This window comes from Candidatus Pelagibacter communis (assembly GCF_001180105.1).
GTDB classification, from domain to species: Bacteria; Pseudomonadota; Alphaproteobacteria; order Pelagibacterales; family Pelagibacteraceae; genus Pelagibacter; species Pelagibacter ubique_K.
The window spans coordinates 199,639-223,039 of record NZ_CVSO01000002.1 but is presented as its reverse complement, the minus strand read 5'-3'; the positions used below and the strand labels follow the sequence as shown (position 1 = coordinate 223,039).

Annotated in this window: 24 protein-coding genes and 1 tRNA gene; 10 read left to right on the top strand and 15 right to left on the bottom strand. The window is 28.9% G+C overall.

The window, feature by feature from the left end:
• The 5 genes from AMN84_RS01200 to AMN84_RS01180 form a co-directional block, all read right to left on the bottom strand.
• Positions 1-2,011, bottom strand: a 2,011-nt coding sequence (locus AMN84_RS01200; RefSeq protein WP_218836767.1) for an Eco57I restriction-modification methylase domain-containing protein, incomplete at its 3' end; no start/stop codon positions are given.
• Positions 2,004-5,237: a helicase-related protein gene (locus tag AMN84_RS01195; RefSeq protein WP_075482652.1), complete on the bottom strand. Its 3,234-nt coding sequence runs from the start codon at positions 5,235-5,237 to the stop codon at positions 2,004-2,006. The genes AMN84_RS01200 and AMN84_RS01195, both read right to left, overlap by 8 nt.
• 115 nt (positions 5,238-5,352) lie before the next feature.
• The gene (locus AMN84_RS01190; RefSeq protein WP_075482650.1) at positions 5,353-6,120 is read right to left on the bottom strand and encodes an NAD kinase; all 768 of its coding nucleotides are present in this window, start codon (positions 6,118-6,120) and stop codon (positions 5,353-5,355) included.
• Complete coding sequence (locus AMN84_RS01185) at positions 6,121-6,873, bottom strand: hypothetical protein (RefSeq protein WP_075482648.1); 753 nt, start codon at positions 6,871-6,873, stop codon at positions 6,121-6,123. It abuts the gene before it with no gap.
• Positions 6,874-6,886: 13 nt separating this feature from the next.
• Positions 6,887-6,972 (bottom strand) — tRNA-Leu (locus AMN84_RS01180).
• Positions 6,973-7,081: 109 nt separating this feature from the next.
• On the opposite strand from AMN84_RS01180, the gene AMN84_RS01175 reads away from it, so the two are divergent.
• On the top strand, positions 7,082-8,041 hold the full coding sequence (locus AMN84_RS01175; RefSeq protein ID WP_075482645.1) for a glycosyltransferase: 960 nt from the start codon (positions 7,082-7,084) through the stop codon (positions 8,039-8,041).
• 1 nt (position 8,042) lies between these two features.
• On the opposite strand, the gene AMN84_RS01170 is transcribed toward AMN84_RS01175, so the two are convergent.
• Genes AMN84_RS01170 through AMN84_RS01155 form a run of 4 tightly spaced genes read right to left on the bottom strand, consistent with a single transcriptional unit; the run spans position 8,043 to position 10,192 of the window.
• The gene (locus AMN84_RS01170; RefSeq protein ID WP_075482643.1) at positions 8,043-8,354 is read right to left on the bottom strand and encodes an AzlD domain-containing protein; all 312 of its coding nucleotides are present in this window, start codon (positions 8,352-8,354) and stop codon (positions 8,043-8,045) included.
• Entirely contained in the window at positions 8,351-9,037 is a 687-nt protein-coding gene (locus AMN84_RS01165; protein ID WP_075482641.1) for an AzlC family ABC transporter permease, read from the bottom strand. Before AMN84_RS01165 ends, AMN84_RS01170 begins: the two co-directional genes overlap by 4 nt.
• Position 9,038: 1 nt before the next feature.
• Positions 9,039-9,440, bottom strand: a complete 402-nt coding sequence (locus AMN84_RS01160) for a gamma-glutamylcyclotransferase family protein (RefSeq protein ID WP_075482639.1) — start codon at positions 9,438-9,440, stop codon at positions 9,039-9,041.
• On the bottom strand, positions 9,440-10,192 hold the full coding sequence (locus AMN84_RS01155) for a competence/damage-inducible protein A (protein WP_075482637.1): 753 nt from the start codon (positions 10,190-10,192) through the stop codon (positions 9,440-9,442). Before AMN84_RS01155 ends, AMN84_RS01160 begins: the two co-directional genes overlap by 1 nt.
• A gap of 22 nt (positions 10,193-10,214) precedes the next feature.
• Between AMN84_RS01155 and sfsA the strand changes: the two genes are divergently transcribed.
• Genes sfsA through grxD form a run of 9 tightly spaced genes read left to right on the top strand, consistent with a single transcriptional unit; the run spans position 10,215 to position 17,409 of the window.
• On the top strand, positions 10,215-10,901 hold the full coding sequence (sfsA, locus tag AMN84_RS01150; RefSeq protein WP_075482686.1) for a DNA/RNA nuclease SfsA: 687 nt from the start codon (positions 10,215-10,217) through the stop codon (positions 10,899-10,901).
• On the top strand, positions 10,894-11,664 hold the full coding sequence (gene map / locus AMN84_RS01145) for a type I methionyl aminopeptidase (protein WP_075482635.1): 771 nt from the start codon (positions 10,894-10,896) through the stop codon (positions 11,662-11,664). Before sfsA ends, map begins: the two co-directional genes overlap by 8 nt.
• On the top strand, positions 11,664-12,956 hold the full coding sequence (gene purB, locus AMN84_RS01140; RefSeq protein ID WP_075482633.1) for an adenylosuccinate lyase: 1,293 nt from the start codon (positions 11,664-11,666) through the stop codon (positions 12,954-12,956). Before map ends, purB begins: the two co-directional genes overlap by 1 nt.
• Positions 12,956-13,738 (top strand): phosphoribosylaminoimidazolesuccinocarboxamide synthase, encoded by a 783-nt coding sequence (purC, locus tag AMN84_RS01135; RefSeq protein ID WP_075482630.1) that lies wholly within the window; start codon positions 12,956-12,958, stop codon positions 13,736-13,738. The genes purB and purC overlap by 1 nt, the downstream gene beginning before the upstream one ends.
• A complete protein-coding gene (gene purS, locus AMN84_RS01130; protein ID WP_075482628.1) occupies positions 13,739-13,972 on the top strand; it encodes a phosphoribosylformylglycinamidine synthase subunit PurS in 234 nt (77 codons plus the stop codon).
• Entirely contained in the window at positions 13,972-14,655 is a 684-nt protein-coding gene (gene purQ, locus AMN84_RS01125) for a phosphoribosylformylglycinamidine synthase subunit PurQ (RefSeq protein WP_075482626.1), read from the top strand. The genes purS and purQ overlap by 1 nt, the downstream gene beginning before the upstream one ends.
• Entirely contained in the window at positions 14,655-16,844 is a 2,190-nt protein-coding gene (gene purL, locus AMN84_RS01120; protein WP_075482624.1) for a phosphoribosylformylglycinamidine synthase subunit PurL, read from the top strand. Before purQ ends, purL begins: the two co-directional genes overlap by 1 nt.
• Positions 16,845-16,846: 2 nt before the next feature.
• Positions 16,847-17,077: a BolA/IbaG family iron-sulfur metabolism protein gene (locus AMN84_RS01115; RefSeq protein ID WP_075482622.1), complete on the top strand. Its 231-nt coding sequence runs from the start codon at positions 16,847-16,849 to the stop codon at positions 17,075-17,077.
• Entirely contained in the window at positions 17,077-17,409 is a 333-nt protein-coding gene (gene grxD / locus AMN84_RS01110; protein WP_075482620.1) for a Grx4 family monothiol glutaredoxin, read from the top strand. Before AMN84_RS01115 ends, grxD begins: the two co-directional genes overlap by 1 nt.
• Positions 17,410-17,411: 2 nt before the next feature.
• Here the strand turns inward: grxD and rpsD are convergent, their stop codons facing one another.
• Genes rpsD through nadE form a run of 6 tightly spaced genes read right to left on the bottom strand, consistent with a single transcriptional unit; the run spans position 17,412 to position 23,387 of the window.
• Positions 17,412-18,029 (bottom strand): 30S ribosomal protein S4, encoded by a 618-nt coding sequence (gene rpsD / locus AMN84_RS01105; protein WP_075482617.1) that lies wholly within the window; start codon positions 18,027-18,029, stop codon positions 17,412-17,414.
• Between the two features lie 40 nt (positions 18,030-18,069).
• Positions 18,070-18,783 (bottom strand): RNA methyltransferase, encoded by a 714-nt coding sequence (locus AMN84_RS01100; protein WP_075482615.1) that lies wholly within the window; start codon positions 18,781-18,783, stop codon positions 18,070-18,072.
• Positions 18,784-19,644, bottom strand: a complete 861-nt coding sequence (locus AMN84_RS01095) for an urea carboxylase-associated family protein (RefSeq protein WP_075482613.1) — start codon at positions 19,642-19,644, stop codon at positions 18,784-18,786.
• Positions 19,645-21,246, bottom strand: a complete 1,602-nt coding sequence (cimA, locus tag AMN84_RS01090) for a citramalate synthase (RefSeq protein WP_075482684.1) — start codon at positions 21,244-21,246, stop codon at positions 19,645-19,647. It abuts the gene before it with no gap.
• Positions 21,243-22,604 (bottom strand): cysteine--tRNA ligase, encoded by a 1,362-nt coding sequence (gene cysS / locus AMN84_RS01085; RefSeq protein WP_075482611.1) that lies wholly within the window; start codon positions 22,602-22,604, stop codon positions 21,243-21,245. The genes cimA and cysS overlap by 4 nt, the downstream gene beginning before the upstream one ends.
• A gap of 45 nt (positions 22,605-22,649) precedes the next feature.
• Positions 22,650-23,387 carry an NAD(+) synthase gene (gene nadE, locus AMN84_RS01080; RefSeq protein WP_075482609.1) on the bottom strand — a complete coding sequence of 246 codons (738 nt, stop codon included), beginning with the start codon at positions 23,385-23,387 and terminating at the stop codon, positions 22,650-22,652.
• Positions 23,388-23,401 lie beyond the last annotated feature (14 nt).

The following is a 23,401-nucleotide window of genomic DNA, read 5'->3' as shown; positions in this document are numbered from 1 at the left end:
GAGATATTCTCTCCTCTGAATCTATTGACTCTTTAGAATCTAAAACTTCATAAGGAGGATTTGCAATAATTATATCAAATCCTCCATTTAAATAAAAAACTTCAGCAAAAAATAATTCCCAACAAAAATAGTTTCTTAAAGTATTTCGTGGCCGAGGATCATTGTATCTTTTTTTAAATCTTTTTGTTTTTTCTTGATCAAATTGATTAACATTAACCATAACTTTCTCAAAAATTAATAATAAAAGATTATCGATTTCTATTTTAGTCTCTTTTCTCTTTAGAAATTGTTTTAAATTTGAGTATTTTTTTTGAAGAGAATTTAACTTAATTATTAAATCCTCAATTTCTTTTGGACGTTCATCTAAACTATATTGCTGTTTATCGTTTTGAGAAATACTAAATTTGTATCCATAAAACTCATCAATAAGAGAGTCTCCCTGCATTATTTTATAATCTAAATTTGGTAAAGGCTCTGTTAGCGAATAATCTATTTCATCTACAATGAGTGAGAGCCAAAGTCTTAATTTAGTAATTTCAACTGATGAAATATCAATATCAACACCATAGATTGAGTTTTGAATACAATCTCTTTTAAAGTAATAAGATGTATTTTTATATTTTCTATCAACAAAATCTCTTAATGAAACTCTAAGATTGGAAATTAAATTAACAACACCTACAGCAAAAGCACCAGAACCTATTGCTGGGTCACATATTTTTACTTCTTCGAGAAATGAATCTATTAAGGATGAATTTTTTTTAAAAACTTCATCTTTCGAAATATCAAATTGTTCATTTGAGACAAAATCTGATATCTGTTTCAAACTTAATTTATCAACTAGCTTAATTGATAAATAATTAATTATGCTTTTCTCACACATATCTTTAACTATTGAGCGAGGTGTATAAAAGGCTCCTCTTTCTTGTCTAATATTTTCATCAAGAAGACTCTCAAAAATTCTACCAAGCATTTCTGGATCTATCGAAATTTCTATATCAATAGTCTCATTTTCATCTACTGTAAAATTATAAAGTTCAAAAATATCTAATATTCCATCATTATCATCATTTGAAAAAGTTGTATTCGGTATATTTAATTTTTCTTTTTCCCAATCATATCCCTCATAATATTCAAATAAACCACCGCCAACATAAGGAACCCTGCAATTTATTTCTTTAACAAAATCATTTTTGTTTTGATTATTTAAACCTCTATAAAAAAAAAATTCTAAAAAATCATTAAAAAAGTTTTTTTTTTCTTTGTGAATTTGTCTAAATTTATTTCTTAAAAAAGAAGTATCACCAGTTCCAAACGATTTATTTTCTTCAACTCCTAGCCATCCTTTTTTTTGTAAAAAATAACAAAAGATAATTTGTCCTAATAATTTTTTTGCAAAATTTTTAGTCTCTAAATTGATCTTTTTAGCAAAAGCACTAAATTCCTTGTCTTTGTCTAGTTTATCTTTCAAATTTAAAAATAAATTTTTATAATGATCATAAAATTCATCATTAACTATTTCTATGTTAAATCTTGAATATAAATCATCAAAATTTTTTACTCTTCCATCATCTATAAGATGCTTAGTTGCAGTATGAACTTTGGAGCCTTCACCAAGTAAAAAAGATAATCTTTTAGGATTTGAAAATTCCCTTTTTACTTTTGTGTCTGATGTCCATTTTAAATCACTTTTGATTAATGAAAATCTATAGTGGGATTCTTTTTTTGAAAATGTAATTATTAATGCTTTTGAGTACCCATATAACTCCAAAAATCTGAATAATTCTTTGGTAACAGCTAAACGACTTTTTTCTGATTTAGTTCTCTCTACTTCGATAATTACTAGTCTATCTAATGAATTTACATTGCCCAATAATGTAGCTTTACTGAAATATTTGTTATCAGTATCAATTTTTAATTCATTCTCAGTTTCTGTATAATCTTTAGGCAAAAACTCTTTTAAAAAAGAACGAAAATTTGTTTGTTCATATTTTTTTGTAAAATCAATCATTGATTTGTTCGGTAATGATTAAAGCATCTTTTTTAAGCTCAACTTCATTGTATGTTTTGAGAAGATTTACAAGTAACCTCTCTGGTATTTCTTCCATAATTTTTTTAATATTTTTATCGGAGGTTTTAGATGTTATCTTTCTGATAGTTCTAAGTTGCAAAGGTGTTAATGCATCAAGTTCTTTTACAACAGTATGTAATTTTGAATAATAATCTGAGTACCTACTTTCTCTTGATAATAATTGTAACTTATTTATCAAATCCCTTTTCTTTTTATTGGGTGGCAAAATTTTCTGTTCTGCAAATATTTGTTCTTTAATCTCTTCATAAAGTGAGTCATATTTCCTATCAAAATTGATGTGTTTTTCATTAGGTTTTGCTTCAAATATTTTTAGAGCTTCTATTGATAGTAAGTTTCTTATTTCTTTTTTTTTATCTGCAAAAACAAATTTTGGTACATCCCCTTTTTTTGAAAAAATTAACAAACCATTATCAGATTTAATTTTTCTTTTTGCCTTTACCCTTTTGGAGATATTATTTGCTTCAATGATAACCTCAGGATTAAAATCTCTTAAATCATAGATAATATTTTCAAAATAGGTTTCTGCTGACTCAGTTTCCTTATAGATATCATCAAACTGCTTTTGAAAATAACTTCCTAAAGTTTCATTAGTTGTTAATACTTTCGTATCTTCACCAAATATCGCATTAAACATCATTTTTTTTAGTCCAGTAATTCTTTTTAGATTTACTTCTGTTTCGCCTATATCTGTAGGAAAAAAATTATATATATATAATTTTTCAAACATTTTTTTATTAATTCTATTTATCCTTCCAAACCTCTGGACAACCCTCGTGGGGTTGTAGGGAATATCGTAATTAAAGATTGTTCCAGCTCTATGTAAGTTAAAACCTTCTGAAATAGCGTCCGTTGCAATCATTATATCATAATCATTTTTTTGAACTTTGCTTGATGCATCAAAGTTTTCTTTTATTTCTATCTTATTCCTTTTTTTAGAAGAATCTTTAGAAGTATAAATATATGCTTTAAAATCTTTTTTAATTTTTTTATATAAATAATTTGCTGTATCTGAAAATTCAGTAAATATAATTATTTTTCTTTTTGGTTCTTTTTTTAATTGTTTACCAATAATTTCTCTAAATGCGTCTGTTTTAGGATCTTTAAAATTTTTGCTTTTTAAAATTTCCCAATCCTTTTGAATTGATTTAAGTATTTCAAAATCATTTTTAATATCTTCTATATAACTTTTTTTTAATTGATCTTTTTGTATAAACCATAGTCCTTTATTTTTAAATTTCTCAAGTTTTGATTCTTTTTCAATATCAAAATCATCTACTTGTGTATCATCCTCACTTCCATAAAGTTCCTCTAAATCAGGTAATTGGTTTCTTGGATAAACTGGCACCACACCTTTTGTTTCGTAATATTCTATCATTCTCTCATTAGATCTGATTACCCTATCTAAAGTTATAGAAAATGAATGTGTACTGCTTTCAAATCTTCTAACCATCATTCTTTTAATAAAGTCATGAATGTTTTGCTGTTGCTGAGGTAACTTATTTTTTTTTTCATCATCATTGTACCCTCCTGCATCTAAGACTTCATTCAAACATTCTGGCTTAACATAGGCTAGAGGTTTATATCTTGCACATTTATAATTACTATCTTCATTACCTGGTGCAATAATCTTTAAAGTTTTTTTGTAAATATCCTCAATATTATCCAAATCATAAGTTAACAAAATAGGATCTTCCACTTTTGGAAAAAAGATCTTCTGCTTTTTTAAATCATTGTCATAAGCTTTTATATTTTCTAGATCAATTCGAGATCTTCTTATAATCAAAGGAGATATTATATTTCGAATTTCTTCCCCTAATTTTTTAAAATCATCATTTATTTCTTTTGTACTTCTTTTATTTATAATTTGCTCTCTCTTTAGGCTGTTATAAGTTTTACTTATTCTTTCAAAATATACTGAAAGATTTGTAATTGTTTGTAAAGTTGATCTTGTGGGGATCTGAAATAATTTAATTAAACTAAAGGTATCACTGGGCTTATTATTAAAGGGTGTGGCTGACAATAAAACTACCTTATTTGGTTCTTTACCATTACTATCATGACATAATTGATAAAGATTTAGATAATCCTTAGTTTCGTCATTTCTAAACTTATGTACTTCATCAATAATTATTAATTTTTGTCCTGGGGTATCCTCAGTTAATGCATCTAAAATTTTTCCAGAAGTATAAATTCTTGCTCCTCTAACTTTAAATTTATATAAATAGTCCTTCCATTGTTCTTTTAAATGTGGTGGGCAAATTACTACAGTCCTCAAACCTATGTTGTTAGCTATAGCTGATGCAATAATACTTTTTCCTAAACCTACTACATCAGCTATTAATACACCATTATGATCTTTTAAAATATCAAGCCCCTTTGCAATAGCATCTCTTTGGTACTTGTAGTTTTCAAAGTAATCTTCTGTAATATCTTTTGGTAATTTTATTTCCTCATCACTTCTGTCCTTGAAATACTCATTTAAAACTCTTACGTACATCAAGTAAGGACTCGGGGTTTGTTCGAATGGAAACTTGCTTGAATATTTCTCAAATATTTTTGCCTTTTCTTTGTTTAATAATGGAATAGAATTTTCCCAATCATCCATAAAATCTAATTTTGTATTTTTAAAATTTTCTGGATCTGGAATTAAAACATTTGTTTCTTGATTACTTATAAAGCCAGAGTGAGTTAGATTTGATGATCCAACCATAGTTTGGCCTGGACTATTAAACATTTTTGCATTTTTATCTGAGTACTCAAAAATAAATTCTTTAGAATGATCTATTCTTTTGTTTTGACGAACCTCTAAGGTTCCATCTTTAAGTTTTTTTTTAAATATAAAGTATGAATCTCTTTCTTCTGGCTTATCTAGTATTTCATCCTTATCAACTGTTTCTGAAAATTTTTTCAAATATTCTTCACTAATTTCTTTTTCAGATTTTACAATATTTGTTGTTTTTTGATCTGACTCAATTCCAACTAAAATTTTAATATTTTTATCTTTTAAACTTTTAGCAATTAATGAAAACCCTGAAAAATAAAAATAACCTACTCTTATATAAATATTTTTACATCCGGGAATGATATTGTTAATTATCTTTTTAACTTCTGTGTCAAAATTTCTAGAACTTATTCTTGTTGCCATATAAAAATCTTAATTTCAATAAAACGTATTATTATTTTGCCTATTTGGAAACATTATTTTGTCAAATAAGTATCAAATATTAATATTATTTTCACCTTTAAAGCGGAGGCACCACTCAAAGTTCTTTTCTTAATTTTTCAATACTAATTTTTTTTTGAAGACTTCTGTTCTTATCATACATTAAACTAAATTTGATTTTTTTGTTTTTTTTAATTGTAATTTGTTTGGCATTTCTAACTTCATAATTATCTGCGACAGCACTAATTGGTCTTTTAGCGGGATTAAGATTTCTAATTGTAATTTGGGAATTATCGTTAACTATCCTGGGCTTCCATCTTCTGGGCCTAAATGCACTTATTGGTGCAATTGATAATTGTTTGGAATTTAAACTTAATATTGGGCCATGCACAGATAGATTATATGCAGTACTTCCAGCTGGAGTAGACACAAGGACTCCATCAGAGATTAATTCTTTGATAATTTGTTTTTTACCTTGACTTATTTTTAAAGAAGCCGCTTGTCTACTTTGTCTGAGTATCGAGACTTCATTTATTGCAATTCCCTTTTTTTTGTTTCCAGTTTTAGTTTTCACACTCATAGTTAATGGAGATATATTAATTTTTTTTGCTTGAAAAATTTTTTTATGTGTTTTGTTTCTATTAAACCTGTTCATTAAAAACCCATAATTCCCAGAGTTTACCCCGTAGAAAGGTTTGTTTAATCTATAATTCTTTTTTAAAGTTTGAAGCATAAAGCCATCTCCACCAACAACTATTATTAAAGATGATTTTTTTAATGAACTAGACTTAATTTTTTTCGTTAAAAAATTTTTGATTTTAAGTGATCTATTATTTGTATCACTAATAATATGGACTTTTTTCATTTAATTCTTTTTTAAATTGAATGACGGTGACCCATGAAAACTAAATTTACCTAAGTGGCTTAGTTCAGAAGTCATATCAGCAAAAATTTTTCCCCCTATATCTCTCCATAATGTTGAAAAATAAAAATCCTCAGATAGATAATTAACATTACCTTTTTTATCTTTATAGTTTCCTACTTTAAAAAAGTCATAACAGTTGTCTGAACCTGATAATACGGAACTTGGTCGTGGAGTAAATTTTAAATCTGAATAATTATCTTTTAGTTTTAAAAAGACTTCTTTTTTAATTAACATAAATCCAGTTGCACCTTCTTTAACTTCTGTAAAACCTTTATCTAATTTGATATTTGATGAATCAATGAAATTTACATTATAATTCATTAAATTTTGAGGTTTAACAGTTTTGTTATCCAAAGTTTTTAATCTTTCCCAATTAATTCCTTTAGTTGGATAAACGCCACATACCAAGTCTTTATTGTAATCTAGTAATCTTTCAAAGTTTTTATGATTAAATCCTATATCTGCATCTAAAAAAAATAAATGTGTTCCATCAAAATCTTCATCATCTAAAAATTTTGTAACAATAGTATTTCTCGCGCGTGATACTAATGAGTCCTTTGAAATAAAGTAAAATTTATATTCAATATTTTTTGAACCAAACCATTGAATAAGATCAATTATTCCAGTTAAAGTGATATGAGAAATGTTACCTTCATATAAAGGCATACCAATAAATATTTTTTTTTTACTCATCAATTACTTTCTGTGGTGCCCTCGGCCAGACTCGAACTGGCACTCCCAAAAGGGCAAGGATTTTAAGTCCTTTGTGTCTACCAATTTCACCACGAGGGCATTCCTTTTTTTATAATAATTATTATTAATAACACAATATCATTTTGTTTTACAAATTCTTTAGGTATAGTTTGATCTCTACAACGATTATGAAACACTTTTTTTTGTTATGGCAGCAATTATCTCAGGAAAGTTAGTTAAATTAGGAGCAAGTCAAAATGGTATGAGTGGAACTGTATTGCTTGCTGAAAGATTGTTAAAAGGCATAAATAAAGAATTATTTAAAAACACAAATATCATTTTTAATCGACCTGATTTGTATGAACAGTATTTTGCCAGTGGTATTAATATCTTTAATTTTCAAGATTTACCTAATGACAGAATGTATAAAAATTTCTTTAAATCCGAGTTAGTATACAAATTTTCACATTTTGTTTTTAATAGCGATTATCAAAAAGAAGAGTTTTGTAATAAATTCGATTTTAATGGAAGAAATATTTCAGTAATAAAAAATTCTATTAATCCAATCGAAATTAAACAAAAAAAATATGATGGGAAAGTAAATCTAATTTATCACACCACTCCTCACAGGGGTTTAGAGCTGCTCGCCCATTGTTTTCCAAAAATATTAGCTGAAAATGATAAAGTTCATTTAAAAGTTTTTTCAAGTTTAAAAATTTATGGCTGGGATGAAAGAGATAAAGTATTTGAACCTCTTTATAAAAAATTAAAAGACATGAAAAACGTAGAGTACAACTCAAATGTTTCAAACGACGAAATAAGATCAGAGTTAGTAAATTCGCATATTTTTGCATATCCAAATATTTGGCCTGAATCATCTTGTCTGGCAGCGATTGAGGCTATGAGTGCTAAAAATTTATTAGTGTTACCTAACCTCGCAGCCCTTAAAGAAACTGGCAGCAAAAGTAAATTTTTATACGAGTTCACAGATAATCATTCAGATCACATCAACACTTTTCAAAAACAATTAACCCATGCAATTCAATATGTCCAAAAACAGTCAGAGGATTATAAGTTACATTTAGATGAACTAAAAATTTACTCTGATAAGAACTATAATTTAAGTGAATATTTAAAAAAATGGGAGCGAGTTCTTTCTAATAAATAACTTATAAAACAAATATCAAAAACCAATAAGAAGCTAACCCTGATATAATAGTTAATATTACATTTCTTGAAAAATATCCAATAATTATTGCTGTAAGGGCACCATAAATTTTAGGATCTGAGATAGCTACAAATGATCCATAATCATCTAAAAGAATGCCAGGGAAGATTATAGATGGAAAAACAACTGAGGGCACATAGCTTAAAATCTTTCTAAAACTTTCATTAAAAACATCTTTATCTATTAAAGTAATCATTCCCATTCTAGTGAAATAAGTAATAAATCCTGCAATAAAAATTGAAGTCCAGGTCATCTTTTAAATTTTAATATTAAATAAGCTGCAAATAAACCAATTAGTGGTGAAATTAAAATATATGATTTGAATGGTGCGTTATAAAAAAAAGTTGCAGCTAATCCTGAAATAATCATTACAATTAAATGATCTAATTTTCTTAGTTCATTAATAATAATTGCTATAAAGGTTAAAGGGATTGCAAATTTTAGTCCTAAAGACTCTGGAACAATAGATCCTAAATATATTCCTATTATTGTTGAGATTTGCCAACAAAGCCAAAGAGTAATACCAGAGCCTAGCAAATGATAATGATTAAAATTTTGTTCTTTGTTTTTCTTAAAATAGATATTTGAAACAGCAAAACCCTGATCAACAATAAAATATGAAATAAATAGTTTTTTAATTGATGATAATTTATTTAAGTATTCAGATAAAACAGCACCATAAAGCAAATGTCTTGAATTTATTACTCCAACAGAGGTAATTGCAATAAGAGATGACGCTCCACCTGATAACAATTGTAAAAATACAATTTGTGATGCACCACCAAAGATTATTAATGATGTGGCATAAGTCATAATTGGATCAAAACCTAACTCAATACCTATTGCACCAAATATAATACCAAAAGGTATCACTGAGAGTAAATGTGGTGCAACATCAAAAAAACCTATCTTAAATATTTGAAATTTTGAGGACATTTTAACCTTTTAGGGCTTCGGCCAAAAATTTTGAATCTAAATTACAGTCTTTGTAACCTTGTTTGATGATATTCAAGTATCTTGTGCTTGGATATTTAAAAGGAGTTTTTTTTTCCATTGAATATGCCATTACATCCCTTTCTTCATATTTGAAGAATATTTTTTTATAAAGAATAGGAAAGTCTTCATATTTATCTAGACAAGTTTCATCTTTAGCTGTGATTTCATATAATGCTCCTTGGACACTAGATCCTTTTTTGAACTCAATGTCCGCTACACACAACTCACTTCTAAAAGTTAGTCGATAGTCTTGAAGAATATATTTTTTTAAATATTTGCAGCCAGAGCATCTTCTTTTCATCTGTTCTTGGTGAAGATTACTGCCATAAGCAAAATATAACATTATACCTCGTTTACAATTTGAATTTTTTGTTCTTTAACAAATTTTAAAATTTCATTATTACAAGTGTCAATTTTATCTTTATCAGTAGATCTTACAACAATAGAAACGCCAAGTTTTCCTGCACGAAAAAATGGATAACTTCCTATTTCAACATCCTGATTATTATTTTGAACTTGGGTTAGAGATTTTGCAATTTCGCTTTCAACTGTTCTAAGATTTATTGTATGACTTAAAATTGGAGCACCGCCTGTAATCAAATGATCTAAACCTCCAAGCATTGACTTTAAAATAGAAGGAACTCCTGGAAGAGAAAAAACATTTTCGACATAAAATCCTGGTGCACCACTTGTTGGATTTAAAATAAGTTTAGCAGTTACAGGCATCATAGCCATTTTTTTTCTACCTTCACTAAATTCACTTGGCTTATAATATTTTTCTAAAATAGAAAAAGCCTCTTTGTGATAACCATATTCTATATTAAAAGCTTTTGACACTGACTCAGCAGTTATGTCATCGTGTGTCGGACCTATTCCACCTGTTGTAAAAACATAAGAGAATTTACTTTTAAAAGTATTTATTGTTTCGATAATATCTTTTTCAATATCAGGAATTATTCTTACTTCCTTTACTTGTACCCCCAAGGAATTCAACCATAGTGATAAAGTACTTGTATTGATGTCTTTAGTTCTTCCAGAAAGAACTTCATTTCCAATTATAATTATGCCTGCATTTATTTCTTTTTTATTTTTCATATACAAATATAAATTAATAATTATGAAATTTACCAGTACTTTAATCAAAGGCAAACTAATCAAGCGGTATAAAAGATTTTTTGTCGATATCAAAGTAAATAATTCAAAGATTACTGCACACTGTCCCAACACAGGCACAATGATGGGTCTTTTAAATCCAGGAAATATAGTTTTTGTTTCCAAAATTAATGATCCAAAAAGAAAACTTAAATTTACATTAGAAATGATTAAATCGAATAATCGTATGATTGGTGTTAACACTCACAGAGCAAACAAAATAGTGTTGGACGGTCTTAATAAAAAATTAATTAAGGAAATGAAAAATGTTAAAGAAATTAAACCAGAATTTAAATATTCAGATGATACAAGGTTTGATTTCTTATGTGATAAAAATTTACTCGAGGTAAAAAATGTAACTCTTTTAAGGAGCAAAGATTTTGCAGAATTTCCAGATGCTATAACAACCAGAGGCTCAAAACATTTAATTAAGTTAGCTGAATCAATAAAAAAAGGCTTTAAACCCTTTGTCTTATTTTTAACTCAAATTGAAGGTATAAATAAATTTAAAATAGCTAAAGACATCGATGCTGAATATTATAAGAATTATTTAAAAGTTAAAAAAGATGGTGTTAAATTTTTAGCTTATAGATGTAAATTAAACGATAAAGAAATCAGAATAGAAAAAAAAATAGATATTATTGATGAGTAACTATTTGGAAAAATTTGAAAAAATGAGAGTTGCTGGTTCTTTGGCATCTAAAACTTTAGACATGATCACAGATTATGTAAAAGAAGGAACAGCAACAAATCATATTGATAAACTTTGTTATGAATTTATAAGAGATAACGGTGGATATTCTGCCCCTCAATTCTATAGAGGATTTGAAAAATCAATTTGCACTTCGCTTAATCATGTTGTTTGTCACGGTATACCTGGTGACAGAACACTTCAAGATGGAGATATTGTTAATATAGATGTAACCGCTATAATTAATGATCACTATGGGGACACAAGTCGAATGTATACAGTTGGTAATGCCTCTGTAAAATCAAAAAAACTTATTAACGTTACTTATGAGTCTCTTAATAGAGCAATTAAGATATTAAAGCCTGGAAAAAGAATTGGTGATATTGGTCATGAGATACAATCTTTTGTAGAAAAAAATGGTTTTTCAGTTGTAAGAGATTTTTGTGGTCACGGAATTGGAACAAATTTTCATCAAGAGCCAAATATTCTTCACTATGGTTCGAAAGATACTGGGGATGAATTAAAACCAGGAATGACTTTTACCATTGAGCCAATGATAAATGCTGGAAAGTATCACACTAAAGTTTTAGACGATGGTTGGACAGCAGTCACAAAAGATAAAACATTATCTGCACAATTCGAGCATACTGTTGGAATCACAGAAAATGGTTATGAAATTTTTACAGAATCTGCTAAAGGTTATAAGGAGCCTCCTTACAATTAATGATATCGAGATATTCAAGAAAAGAACTTACAGAAATTTGGTCAGAGGAAAATAAATATAAAATTTGGCTTGATGTTGAAGTTGCTGCAGCTCAAGCAATGGAAAAATTCAAGATTATTCCTAAGGGTGTAGCTTCTGTAGTTAGACGAAGAGGAAAGATAAATGTCAAAAGAATTCATCAAATTGAAGGTAAAGTAAAACATGATATAATTGCGTTTCTCACATCTATTACTGAGAAAGCAGGAATTAAAGCAAGATATTTGCATCAAGGTATGACATCATCAGATGTACTTGATACAAGTTTTAATATTCAATTAGTTCAATCAGGTAAAATTTTAATGAAAGATATAGAGAAACTATTATCTGTAATTAAAAAAAAAGCTTTAAAGCATAAAATGACCCCATGTATCGGAAGAAGTCACGGTATTCATGCTGAACCAATTACTTTTGGTTTAAAGCTAGCATCTTATTATGAAGAATTTAAAAGAAATAAAAAAAGATTAGAGAATGCTATAGGTGAAGTTTCTACATGTGCTATTTCTGGAGCAGTTGGAACTTTTGCTAATATTGATCCAAGAGTGGAAATTTTTGTATCAAAAAAATTAAAACTTAAACCTGAACCAATATCAACGCAAATTATTCCAAGGGATAGACATGCTTATTATTTTTCTGTTTTAGGAATAATAGCTGGATCAATTGAAAGATTTGCAACAGAAATTAGGCATTTACAAAGATCTGAAGTTTTTGAGTTACAAGAATTTTTTTCAAAAGGTCAAAAAGGATCTTCAGCAATGCCTCATAAAAAAAATCCGATACTAAGTGAAAATTTAACAGGACTTGCAAGACTTGTGAGAAGTAGTGTTATTCCAGCACTAGAAAATATTGCTCTTTGGCATGAGCGAGATATATCTCACTCTAGCGTAGAGAGAAATATAGGTCCTGATGCTAATATTACTTTAGATTTTGCTTTATTTAGACTTACAAATCTTGTGGATAATATGATTATTTATCCAAAAAATATGATGAAAAATCTTAATATAACTAAAGGAGTAATTTTTTCGCAAGAGATGATGTTAGAACTTACAAAAGTTGGTCTTTCAAGAGAAAAGGCTTATAAAAAAATTCAAATTCATGCAATTAATAGCTTTAATAAGAATACTAATCTGATTGAGCTGATTAAAAAGGATAAATCAATCACATCACTAATTTCTGAGAAAAAAATTGATAAAGTGTTTACATATTCAAAGCATTTAAAAAATGTAAATTATATTTTTAGAAGAGTTTTTAGATAATGAAAAAAGGGAAGAAATTATATGAAGGTAAAGCAAAAGTTATATTTGCAACTGACAATAAAGATTTTGTAATTCAGCATTTTAAAGATGACGCAACTGCTTTCAACAATCAAAAAAAGGCAAAAATCGAAGGCAAAGGTGTTCTTAATAATAGAATCTCCGAACATATTTTAATGAATTTAAATCAAGTTGGAATAAAAAATCATTTAGTAAAAAGACTAAATATGAGGGAGCAGCTTATTAAACATGTCGAAATTATTCCAATTGAGTTTATTGTAAGAAATATTGCAACTGGCTCTCTTACAAAAAGACTTGGGATAGAAGACGGTACTATTTTAGAAGATCCATTAATTGAATATTGTTTAAAAAACGATGAACTAGGAGATCCTCTTATATCTAAAGAACATATCTATACTTTTAAATGGGCAACTAAAAAAGAAATAGAAAAAATTGATAAACAACTAGTAAGGATAAATGACTTCATGGTAGGAATGTTTAGAGGTGTTGGCATCAAACTTGTAGATTTTAAAGTTGAATTTGGAAGAATTAAAAATAATGGTAAAACAGATGTGTTGCTAGCAGATGAGATAAGTCCAGATACATGCAGATTATGGGATAATAAGACTGATAAAAAATTAGATAAAGATAGATTTAGAAATAATCTTGGAAATTTAATTAATGCATATCAAGAAGTAGCAAAAAGATTAGGTATTCTTCACGAACAATCCAACATACAAACTGTCAATTTTGAAAAACCAAAAGCGGTAAAAAATAAAAAATAAATGAAAGTAAAGGTAATTGTTACTCTTAAATCTGGAGTTCTTGATCCTCAAGGTAAAGCTATACAACAAACATTAAACGGAATGGGCTTTGCAAATGTTAAAGAAGTAAGACAAGGAAAATACTTTGATATAAATATTGATGAGAGTGATGAGCAAAAAGCAAAACTTTCTGTGGAAGAAATTTGTAAAAAACTTCTAGCCAATCAAGTCATTGAGGATTTTAAAATTATTTAATGAATTCATCGGTCATTATATTCCCAGGATCTAATTGTGATAGGGATATGGATGTTGCATTAAAAAAATTTGGTTTTAAAAATAAAATGGTGTGGCATGACGATAATAAATTGCCAAAAAGTGACTTAATTGTCTTGCCAGGTGGATTTTCTTATGGGGACTATCTTAGATGTGGAAGTATAGCTGGAAAATCTAAAATTATTCAATCAGTTATAGATTTTGCAAATTCTGGAGGTTTGGTCTTAGGAATTTGTAATGGATTTCAAATCTTAACAGAAACCGGTCTATTAAAAGGAGTTCTTCAACAAAATAAGAATATTGAATTTATTTGCAAAAACATATTTGTTAAAATTAACAATAACAAAAACAAATTTTTTGAAAATATAAATAAAGATGTCTTAGAGCTTCATATAGCTCATAATGAGGGAAATTATTTTTGTACTGAAGATGAATTAAAGTCATTAGAAGATAACAATCAAATTGCAGCTTACTATTGTAACTCTGATGGAGAAATTGATGAAAAATCTAATCCAAATGGCGCAATAAAGAATATTGCTGGGATATTCAATGAAAAAAAAAATATTTTAGGAATGATGCCTCATCCAGAGCGAATGATAGATCAAAGTTTATCTGGTGAAGACGGCTCAATATTTTTTGAAAATTTATTAAAAAATTTGAAATAATGGAAGTAAACGAAAAAATTGCAGTAGATCATGGTTTAAAGCCTGATGAATACAAAAAAATTTGTGATTTATTAAAGCGCGTTCCAAATTTAACAGAACTTGGAATTTTTTCAGCGATGTGGAATGAGCATTGCTCCTATAAGTCTTCAAGATTGCATTTAAAAAAATTAAACACTAAAGGTAAAAAAGTAATTCAAGGTCCAGGAGAAAATGCTGGGGTAATTGATATTGGAGACGACGATGCAATAGTTTTTAAAATTGAAAGTCATAACCATCCTTCTTTTATTGAACCTTATCAAGGTGCAGCAACAGGAGTAGGTGGAATAATGAGGGATGTTTTTACAATGGGTGCAAGACCAATTGCAAACTTAAATTCAATTCATTTCGGTTCAACCCAACACAAAAAAACTAAAAATTTATTAAGAGGAGTGGTCAAAGGAATTGGAGGGTATGGAAATTGTATTGGAGTTCCTACTATAGCTGGTCAAACTTGTTTTGATCAATCTTACAATGGAAATATTTTAGTAAACGCAATGACATTGGGCCTGGTAAACAAAAATAAAATTTTTTACTCAAAGGCTGCAGGAATAAACAAGCCAGTCATATATGTTGGATCAAAAACTGGAAGAGACGGTATTCACGGAGCAAGTATGGCATCAGCGATATTTGATGACAAAATAGAAGAGAAAAAACCCACTGTTCAAGTTGGTGATCCTTTTACTGAGAAACTTCTTTTAGAGGCTTGCTTAGAATTAATGTCTGACAAATCTATTATTGCTATTCAAGATATGGGTGCTGCAGGATTGACTTCCTCAAGCATTGAAATGGCATCAAAAGGAAATTTAGGAATTGAATTACATTTAGATAAAGTTCCATGCAGAGAAGAGAAAATGAGCCCTTACGAAATAATGTTATCTGAAAGCCAAGAAAGAATGTTGATTGTTTTAGAAAATGGGAAGGAAGATAGTGCAAAAAAAATATTTGATAAGTGGAACCTAGATTTTGCGGTAATAGGAAAAACGACTAATACAAAAAATATTGAGCTCTATTTTGAAAAAGAAAAAGTAGCAAATGTGCCAATTAAATTTTTAGCAGATGAAGCTCCAATGTATGATAGGCCTTGGAAAAAAACTAAACTCCCACAAAAAATAAAATTTACAAATAATGATTTTAAAAAACTTAAATTAAATGAAGTAATTAAAAAAATGTTATCAAGTTCTAACATCTGCTCAAAACAATGGATATGGGAACAATATGATCATACTGTTATGGGAGATACAATTCAAAAACCAGGTGGTGATGCCGGCGTAGTAAGAATTCACGGAACCAGAAAGGCGGTAGCTTCATCGGTTGACTCGTCAGCAGCTTATTGCTACGCTCATCCTTTAACTGGTGGTAAACAAGTAGTTTGTGAGTCTTGGAGAAATTTAGTTTCAGTTGGTGCAGAGCCAGTAGCAATAACAAACTGTTTAAATTTTGGAAACCCAGAAAAAAAAGAAAATATGGGTGAATTTGTTGAATGCATTGATGGAATTAATGAGGCAAGTAAATATTTAAATTTTCCTGTAGTTTCGGGGAACGTATCTTTTTACAACGAGACAAAAGACAAAGGTATTAAACCTACTCCAACAATTGGAGGTGTTGGTTTAATAAAAGACTATAAAGATTTAATGACCATGCGGTTCAAATCGAAAGAAAACTTAGTTTTGGTTATTGGAAAAACTGAAGGAAATTTAGATCAAAGTATCTTTGCAAATATAATTTTAGATGAAAAAAAAGGACCACCACCTGAAATAAATTTGTTTAATGAAAAAAATAACGGGGAAACAATTCTAAAAATTATTCAAGAAAAATTAGCATTATCAGTTCATGATGTATCTCTTGGTGGAATAATGATTGGTGCTTTAAAGATGTGTATAGCAGGCAGTAAGGGAATTAAATTTTATAAATTCAAGAATTTAACAAATATTTATCAATATTTTTTTTCTGAGGATCAAGGAAGATACATTATTGAAGTAGAGAAAAATAATCTTAAAAAAGTAGAGAGTATTTTAAAGAAAAACTCTGTGCATTTTGATTTATTAGGAGAAACAACAGATAAAGAGATTATCATAAATGATGAGCCAACTTTTACAGTGGACAAGGTGACAGAATTTTATAAAGGTTGGTTATATAAATACATGAGTTAATTATGGCGATGGATTTAAAAGAAATTGAAAAAATGATTAAAGAGGCTTTGCCAGATGCTGTTATTGATATTCAAGACTTAGCTGGTGACGGGAATCACTATTCCGCCACAGTGACTTCTACTCAATTTAAGGGTAAGAATAAAGTTCAACAACATAAAATGGTGTATGACGCTCTTAAAGGAAAAATGGGAAATGAGCTCCATGCTCTAGCACTAAAGACAAAGGAAAATTAATGGATCAACAAGTTAAAGAACAGATAGAAAATTCAATAAACAATAGCGATGTTTGTTTATTTATGAAAGGAAGTCCAGAAGCTCCACAGTGTGGCTTCTCAATGGCTGTTTCAAATATATTAAAAATTTTAGAAGTTAAATATCAAAGTGTTGACGTATTAAAAGATCAAAAAATTCGTGAAGGTATTAAGATATATAGTGAGTGGCCAACAATCCCTCAACTTTATATAAAAAAAGAATTCATCGGTGGATGTGATATAATCAAGGAAATGTTTGAGAACGGTGAACTTAAAAAAGTTTTTGACGAAAAAGGTATAGGATATAAAAAGTAATATTATCTAGAGTAATATTCGATTACTAGGTTTGGCTCCATAACAACAGGATAAGGAACTTCTTCAAACTTTGGTGTTCTCACAAATTTAATTGTTCTTTTCTTCTCGTCAACTTGTAAGTATTCAGGAATGTCTCTTTCTTTGTTAGCTAAAGCAATATCAATGATAGCTAATTGTTTTGATTTATCTTTAATCTCGATTGTGTCTTCTTCACTTAAAAGGTAGCTTGATATGTTTACTTTTTTACCATTCACTTTTACATGCCCATGATTTATGAACTGTCTTGATGAAAAAATCGTACTAGAAAATTTTGCTCTGTAAATAACTGAGTCTAATCTTCTTTCTAAAAAACCTATTAAATTTTCCGCAGTATCCCCTTTTTTCATAATGGCTTTTCTGTAAACATTTCGGAATTGTCGCTCATTTATGTTTCCATAATATGATTTTAATTTTTGCTTAGCTTGAAGTTGAGTTCCGTAGTCTGATAATTTTGCATTTTTAGATTGTCCGTGTTGTCCTGGAGGGTATGCTCTTTTATTGAAAGGGCTTTTTGGTCTTCCCCAAAGGTTAACCTTCAGTCTTCTATCAATTTTGTGTTTAGAATTTAATCTTTTTGTCATTTAGTGAAATGGGTTATAAACTTAACATCTTATTTGTCAATCAACGTTTTTTTCCTAAACTTGCAAATACACTTGATAAAATACGTGTTTCTTTATCTGAAAGTTCCATTCTATAAAAAATGTTTCTTAAATTTTCAAGCATTATAGGTTTTTTTTCTTTGTGTTTAAAAAAATTAATTTCATTTAGGTTGTTTATGCACAAATTTATCATCTCTTGAATTTCCTTTTTAGATGCTTTCTTGATCTTTTTTGACTTTTTAAATTGACTATATTTGGAATTTAATAAACTTGAGATGTATTGCGCAATAATTATAAGGCTATGGGATAGATTTAAAGATTTAAAATTTATGTTTGTGGGTATTTGTAAAGTGTAATTTGCATAACTAACTTCTTTATTTGATAAACCTGATGCTTCTGAACCAAATAAAAAACCAATTTTTTTTGTAAAATCTATTTTTTTTAAACCCTCGAGATTAATATGTTTTACATTTTTGTTTCTAAATCTTGCAGATGTAGCTATCAATATATCAATATCTCCTAAGGAACTTTCTAAATTATTAAAAACTTTACTTTTCTTTATAATATCTTTTGCTCCAACGGATGTTGCTAATATCTTATCATTAGGAAAAATAGGTTTTGGATCAATCAAATAAAGTTTTTGAAAATTAAAATTTTTTATTGCTCTTGCACATGCGCCAATGTTCTCTGATAACTGAGGTTTGTGTAAAATAAATGTAACTTTACTTTTGTTCATTTATTTGATGCCATGATTTCTATTGTAGTTAGATAATGTTGAAGGATTAATTCCTTTAAGATATTTTTGATCAACATCCCATATGGAAACCTTTAATGGATAACACTTTGCAACATCAGACGAATGTTCTGATCCACAGTCTCCGCCTGGGCAAGCAGATAAAGCCCCTAATAAGTCTGTTTCTGCAAAAAATTCTAGATAATCCCCAGGTCTTACTGGACTTGATTTCATAAAATATTGTTTAGTATCATTTGTAAAACCAGTGAGCATAAATACATTTAATACATCGTGTACAATTTTTTCTGCGTCATCTAACTTGATATTTCTTTCTTTTACTAAAGCTCTTGTTAAATTTGAATGGCAACAATAATGATAATCGTTGTTTGATGTTAACTTATAAGTATAAGGATCACATCTAGTACCTATAACGTCATGAACAGAGCCTCCATCTTTGTCATAACCATACCAATCTAATGTATCCCATGTGATTGTAGCTAATGATCTTAAATACGGGAAGCTACTAAACATTTTATCTCCAACCGAAATATGTGTTCCGTAGAGAGCTCTAGTTTTTCCAGAATAAAACTTTTCATCTAAATTATTAGCTTGAAATAAATTTAAATCTCCAACTTGTGGTCCTTCAACACTTTCTATTCTAAAAAAATTACCTAATTTAACATTAAAAGTTTTAGCATCTCTTGGAGGGATTATAACTTCATCAATTTGTTTAATGTGATTTCTAGCTTCATGTAATATTTCAAGATTATTATTTATACTTTTATTGGGGTAACAAATAACAGGATCTGCTCCTACCCTGCTTTCAATATCAGTAGGTTTCTTAGAGAACTTCTTAATTTTCATTTATTTACTTGCGGGAGCTTTATCCTTAAATAATTTAAAATCCAAGCTATCAACAAGAGCTTTAAACGATGCATCAATTATGTTTGGGGATACACCTATGGTAAACCAATTTTTTCCTTGAGAGTCTGTACTTTCAATTGATACTCTTGTAGTAGCTTCAGTACCTGTATTTAAAATTCTAACCTTGTAGTCAACTAGTTTTAAATCTTTTAAATATTCAGAGTATTTTTCTAACTTAGTAACATTTTTTCTTATCGCGTTATCTAAAGCATGAACAGGCCCATTACCCTCACCCTCGCAGACTATTTGTTCACCATCAACTTCTAATTTTGCTTTTGCTCTAGAAACAATTTTATTCTGATCATTTTTTGAAACTGAAACGTCATATTCTTTAATTGAGATATATCTCGGGATTTCTCCCATTACTCTTCTGGCTAGTAATTCAAAAGAAGCATCAGCTCCGTCATAACTATAACCAATGAATTCTCTATCTTTAACTTCTTCTAAAAGTTTTTTAACTTTTGGATCGTTTTCTTCAAAATCAATCCCAATTGTTTTAAGTCTAGAAAGAATATTTGATTTACCTGACTGATCAGAAACAACTATATTTCTATTGTTACCAACATCTTCTGGATTTATATGCTCGTAAGTTTTAGGATCTTTTTGAACAGCAGATACATGCAAACCACCTTTATGTGAAAATGCTGCAGCACCTACATATGGTAAATGTTTATTGGGTTTTCTATTAAGTATCTCGTCAAGTAACCTTGAGCATTGTGTAATATGTTTGATATTTTTTTCTTTAATACTTATTTCAAATTTGTCTGATAATTCTTTTTTAAGATGAAAAGTTGGAATAATTGACATTAAGTTAGCGTTACCACATCTTTCTCCTAAGCCATTTATAGTACCTTGTATTTGTCTTGCTCCTGATAGAACAGCTGCAATTGAATTTGCAACAGCATTACCAGTATCATTGTGTGCGTGAATACCTAAATTTTTACCAGGAATATGTTCTGAAACCTCTTTAACTATTTTGGTTACCTCATGAGGAAGTGTTCCACCATTAGTATCGCAAAGAACTATCCACTTAGCTCCATTATCATAAGCAGCTTTGATGCAAGCTAAAGCATATTTGGGATTTGCTTTGTAGCCATCAAAGAAGTGTTCCGCATCAAACATGAATTCTTTATTATTCTTGACAAAATGTTTTGTTGTCTCTTTTATGTTTTCTAAATTTTCCTCATTAGTTATTCCTAATGCAACATCAACATGAAAATCCCAAGACTTTCCTACTAAACAAACAGATTTAGTATTTGAATTTAAAATCGCTGACAAACCTGGATCATTTTCAGCACTTCGTCCAGCTTTCTTTGTCATTCCAAAAGCAGTAAAGGTGGAGTTTTTTAAATCTAAACCTTTCTGAAAAAATTCTGTATCAGATGGATTAGCACCTGGCCAACCTCCTTCTATATAATCTACACCAAGATCGTCTAAAGCATAGGCAATCTTTGTTTTTTCATCAATTGAAAAATGCACACCCTGGGTTTGAGCTCCGTCTCTCAATGTTGTATCAAATATGTATAATCGTTCTTTGCTCATTTTATTTTCCAAGTTGTTTTATCATCTTTGTCTTCAATTAAAATACCTTTGTCTAAAAGTTCGTTTCTAATTTCATCAGCTAATTGGTAATTTTTATTGTCTCTAGCTGTGTTTCTATCTTTTATCTTTTGTAAAATCTCTTCCTCTGAAATTTCTAGAATATTCCTTTTAAACTCTTGCCATTTTGATTTTGGCTCTGTTAATAGACCAATAAAATTACATGCTGTTGTAAAAATTTCTTTGTCTTTGTCAGATCCTTTGACAGCTTTATCATATAATTTATGAATATTACTTATAAAGCCAGGTGTATTTAAATCATCATATAGAGGAGCTAAATCATCATCTGGTATTAACACTTTGCTTTCTGGTTTTTTTTGACATTCGTACCATTTATCCAGAGTTTTTTTTGATTGAGTTAATAAATCTTCACTCCAATCCATTGCTTGTTTGTAATGAGTTGAAATTAAAGCTAATCTTAAAACTTGACCATTATATTTCTGATAGAAATCTTTTATTTTAAAAATGTTTCCTTGTGACTTTGCCATTTTTTCATTTGCTATCGTAATGAATCCATTATGTATCCAGTAGTTTGAAAAAGATTTATTATTATTAGCACATCTTGACTGAGCAATTTCATTTTCGTGATGAGGAAATATTAAATCCCTTCCTCCACCATGAATGTCAAAAGTATCACCAAGATATTTTTTTGACATAGCAGAACACTCTAAATGCCAACCCGGTCTTCCTTTGCCCCAAGGTGAGTCCCAACTTGGCTCATCTTTATTAGATGGCTTCCACAACACAAAATCTTCTGGATTTTTTTTATTTTCTGATATCTCAACCCTAGCTCCCGCTTTTAATTCATCTATATTTTTATTTGATAATTTTCCATAATGTTTAAAACTAGAAACATCGAAATAAACATGAGAATTTTTTTCGTAAGCGTTTTTATTTTTAAGAAGAACATTGATCATTTCGACCATTAAAGAAATATTCTCTGTCGCCTTGGGCTCAAAAGATGGTTTTTCACATTTTAGGTAATCACAATCATTGTGAAAACTATTTGTGATATTTTTTGTTAAAACATTAATTGATATTTTTTTTTGTTTTGCACTCTCAATAATTTTATCGTCTATATCAGTTATGTTTCGAACATAAGTAACTGATTTATTTCCATATTTACATTTTAAAACCTTGAACAAAATATCAAATACTACTAAAGGTCTTGCATTACCTATATGGGGATCATCATAAACAGTTGGTCCACATACATACATTTTTACTTTTTTTGGATCTATCGGTTTAAATATTTCTTTTTTACCGCCAAGACTATTAGTTAAATATATATCTTTGTTCATTATATTAGGAATATACCTTTAATTTAGATTTGTGAATCTATTTGATTAATTAGGAATCTTGCATATTGGAATTGGCTCCATTTTATGCAAATTTGCTTTTCTGATTTGAATATATTTATCTCGATTTTTTGAATTTTCGTTATCCATGGCTTCTTCTATTTCTTTGTATGACAATCCTAACTGACCTTCGTCAGTTCTTCCATCATCCCAAAGTCCATCTGTTGGAGCTGCATTAATAATGTCATCAAGTATTTTAAGTTCTCTTCCAAGTTCCCATACTTCAGTTTTATTACAATCGGCTATCGGAGATATATCAACTCCACCATCACCATATTTTGTATAAAAACCAACACCAAAGTCTTCAACTTTATTTCCTGTTCCAACAACTATTCCGTTGTTAGCTGCTGCAACTTGATAAAGTGTTGACATTCTTAATCTTGCTCTTGAATTAGCCATACCATGTTCGCTGCTAAAATCTTTCAGAGTGCTTTCGAATGTTTTAAATAAACTGTCTAGTTCAACTGTATGTCCTTCAACATTCTTAAAATTTTTCTTTAACCATTCTTGGTGCCTTAAGCTTAAATCATGTTGTGAGCCATTTTGTTTTATTGGCATCGATAATACAATTGTCCTTAATCCAGTCATGGCACTGAGTGTGCTTGAAACTGAAGAATCAATTCCTCCTGATATACCAATAACTAATGATCTAGCCTTCACTGGCATTGAATTTACGTAATTCAAAATCCAATCTTTGATAAATATTACTTTTTTAGAAGGTTCCATGATTCAAATATAAG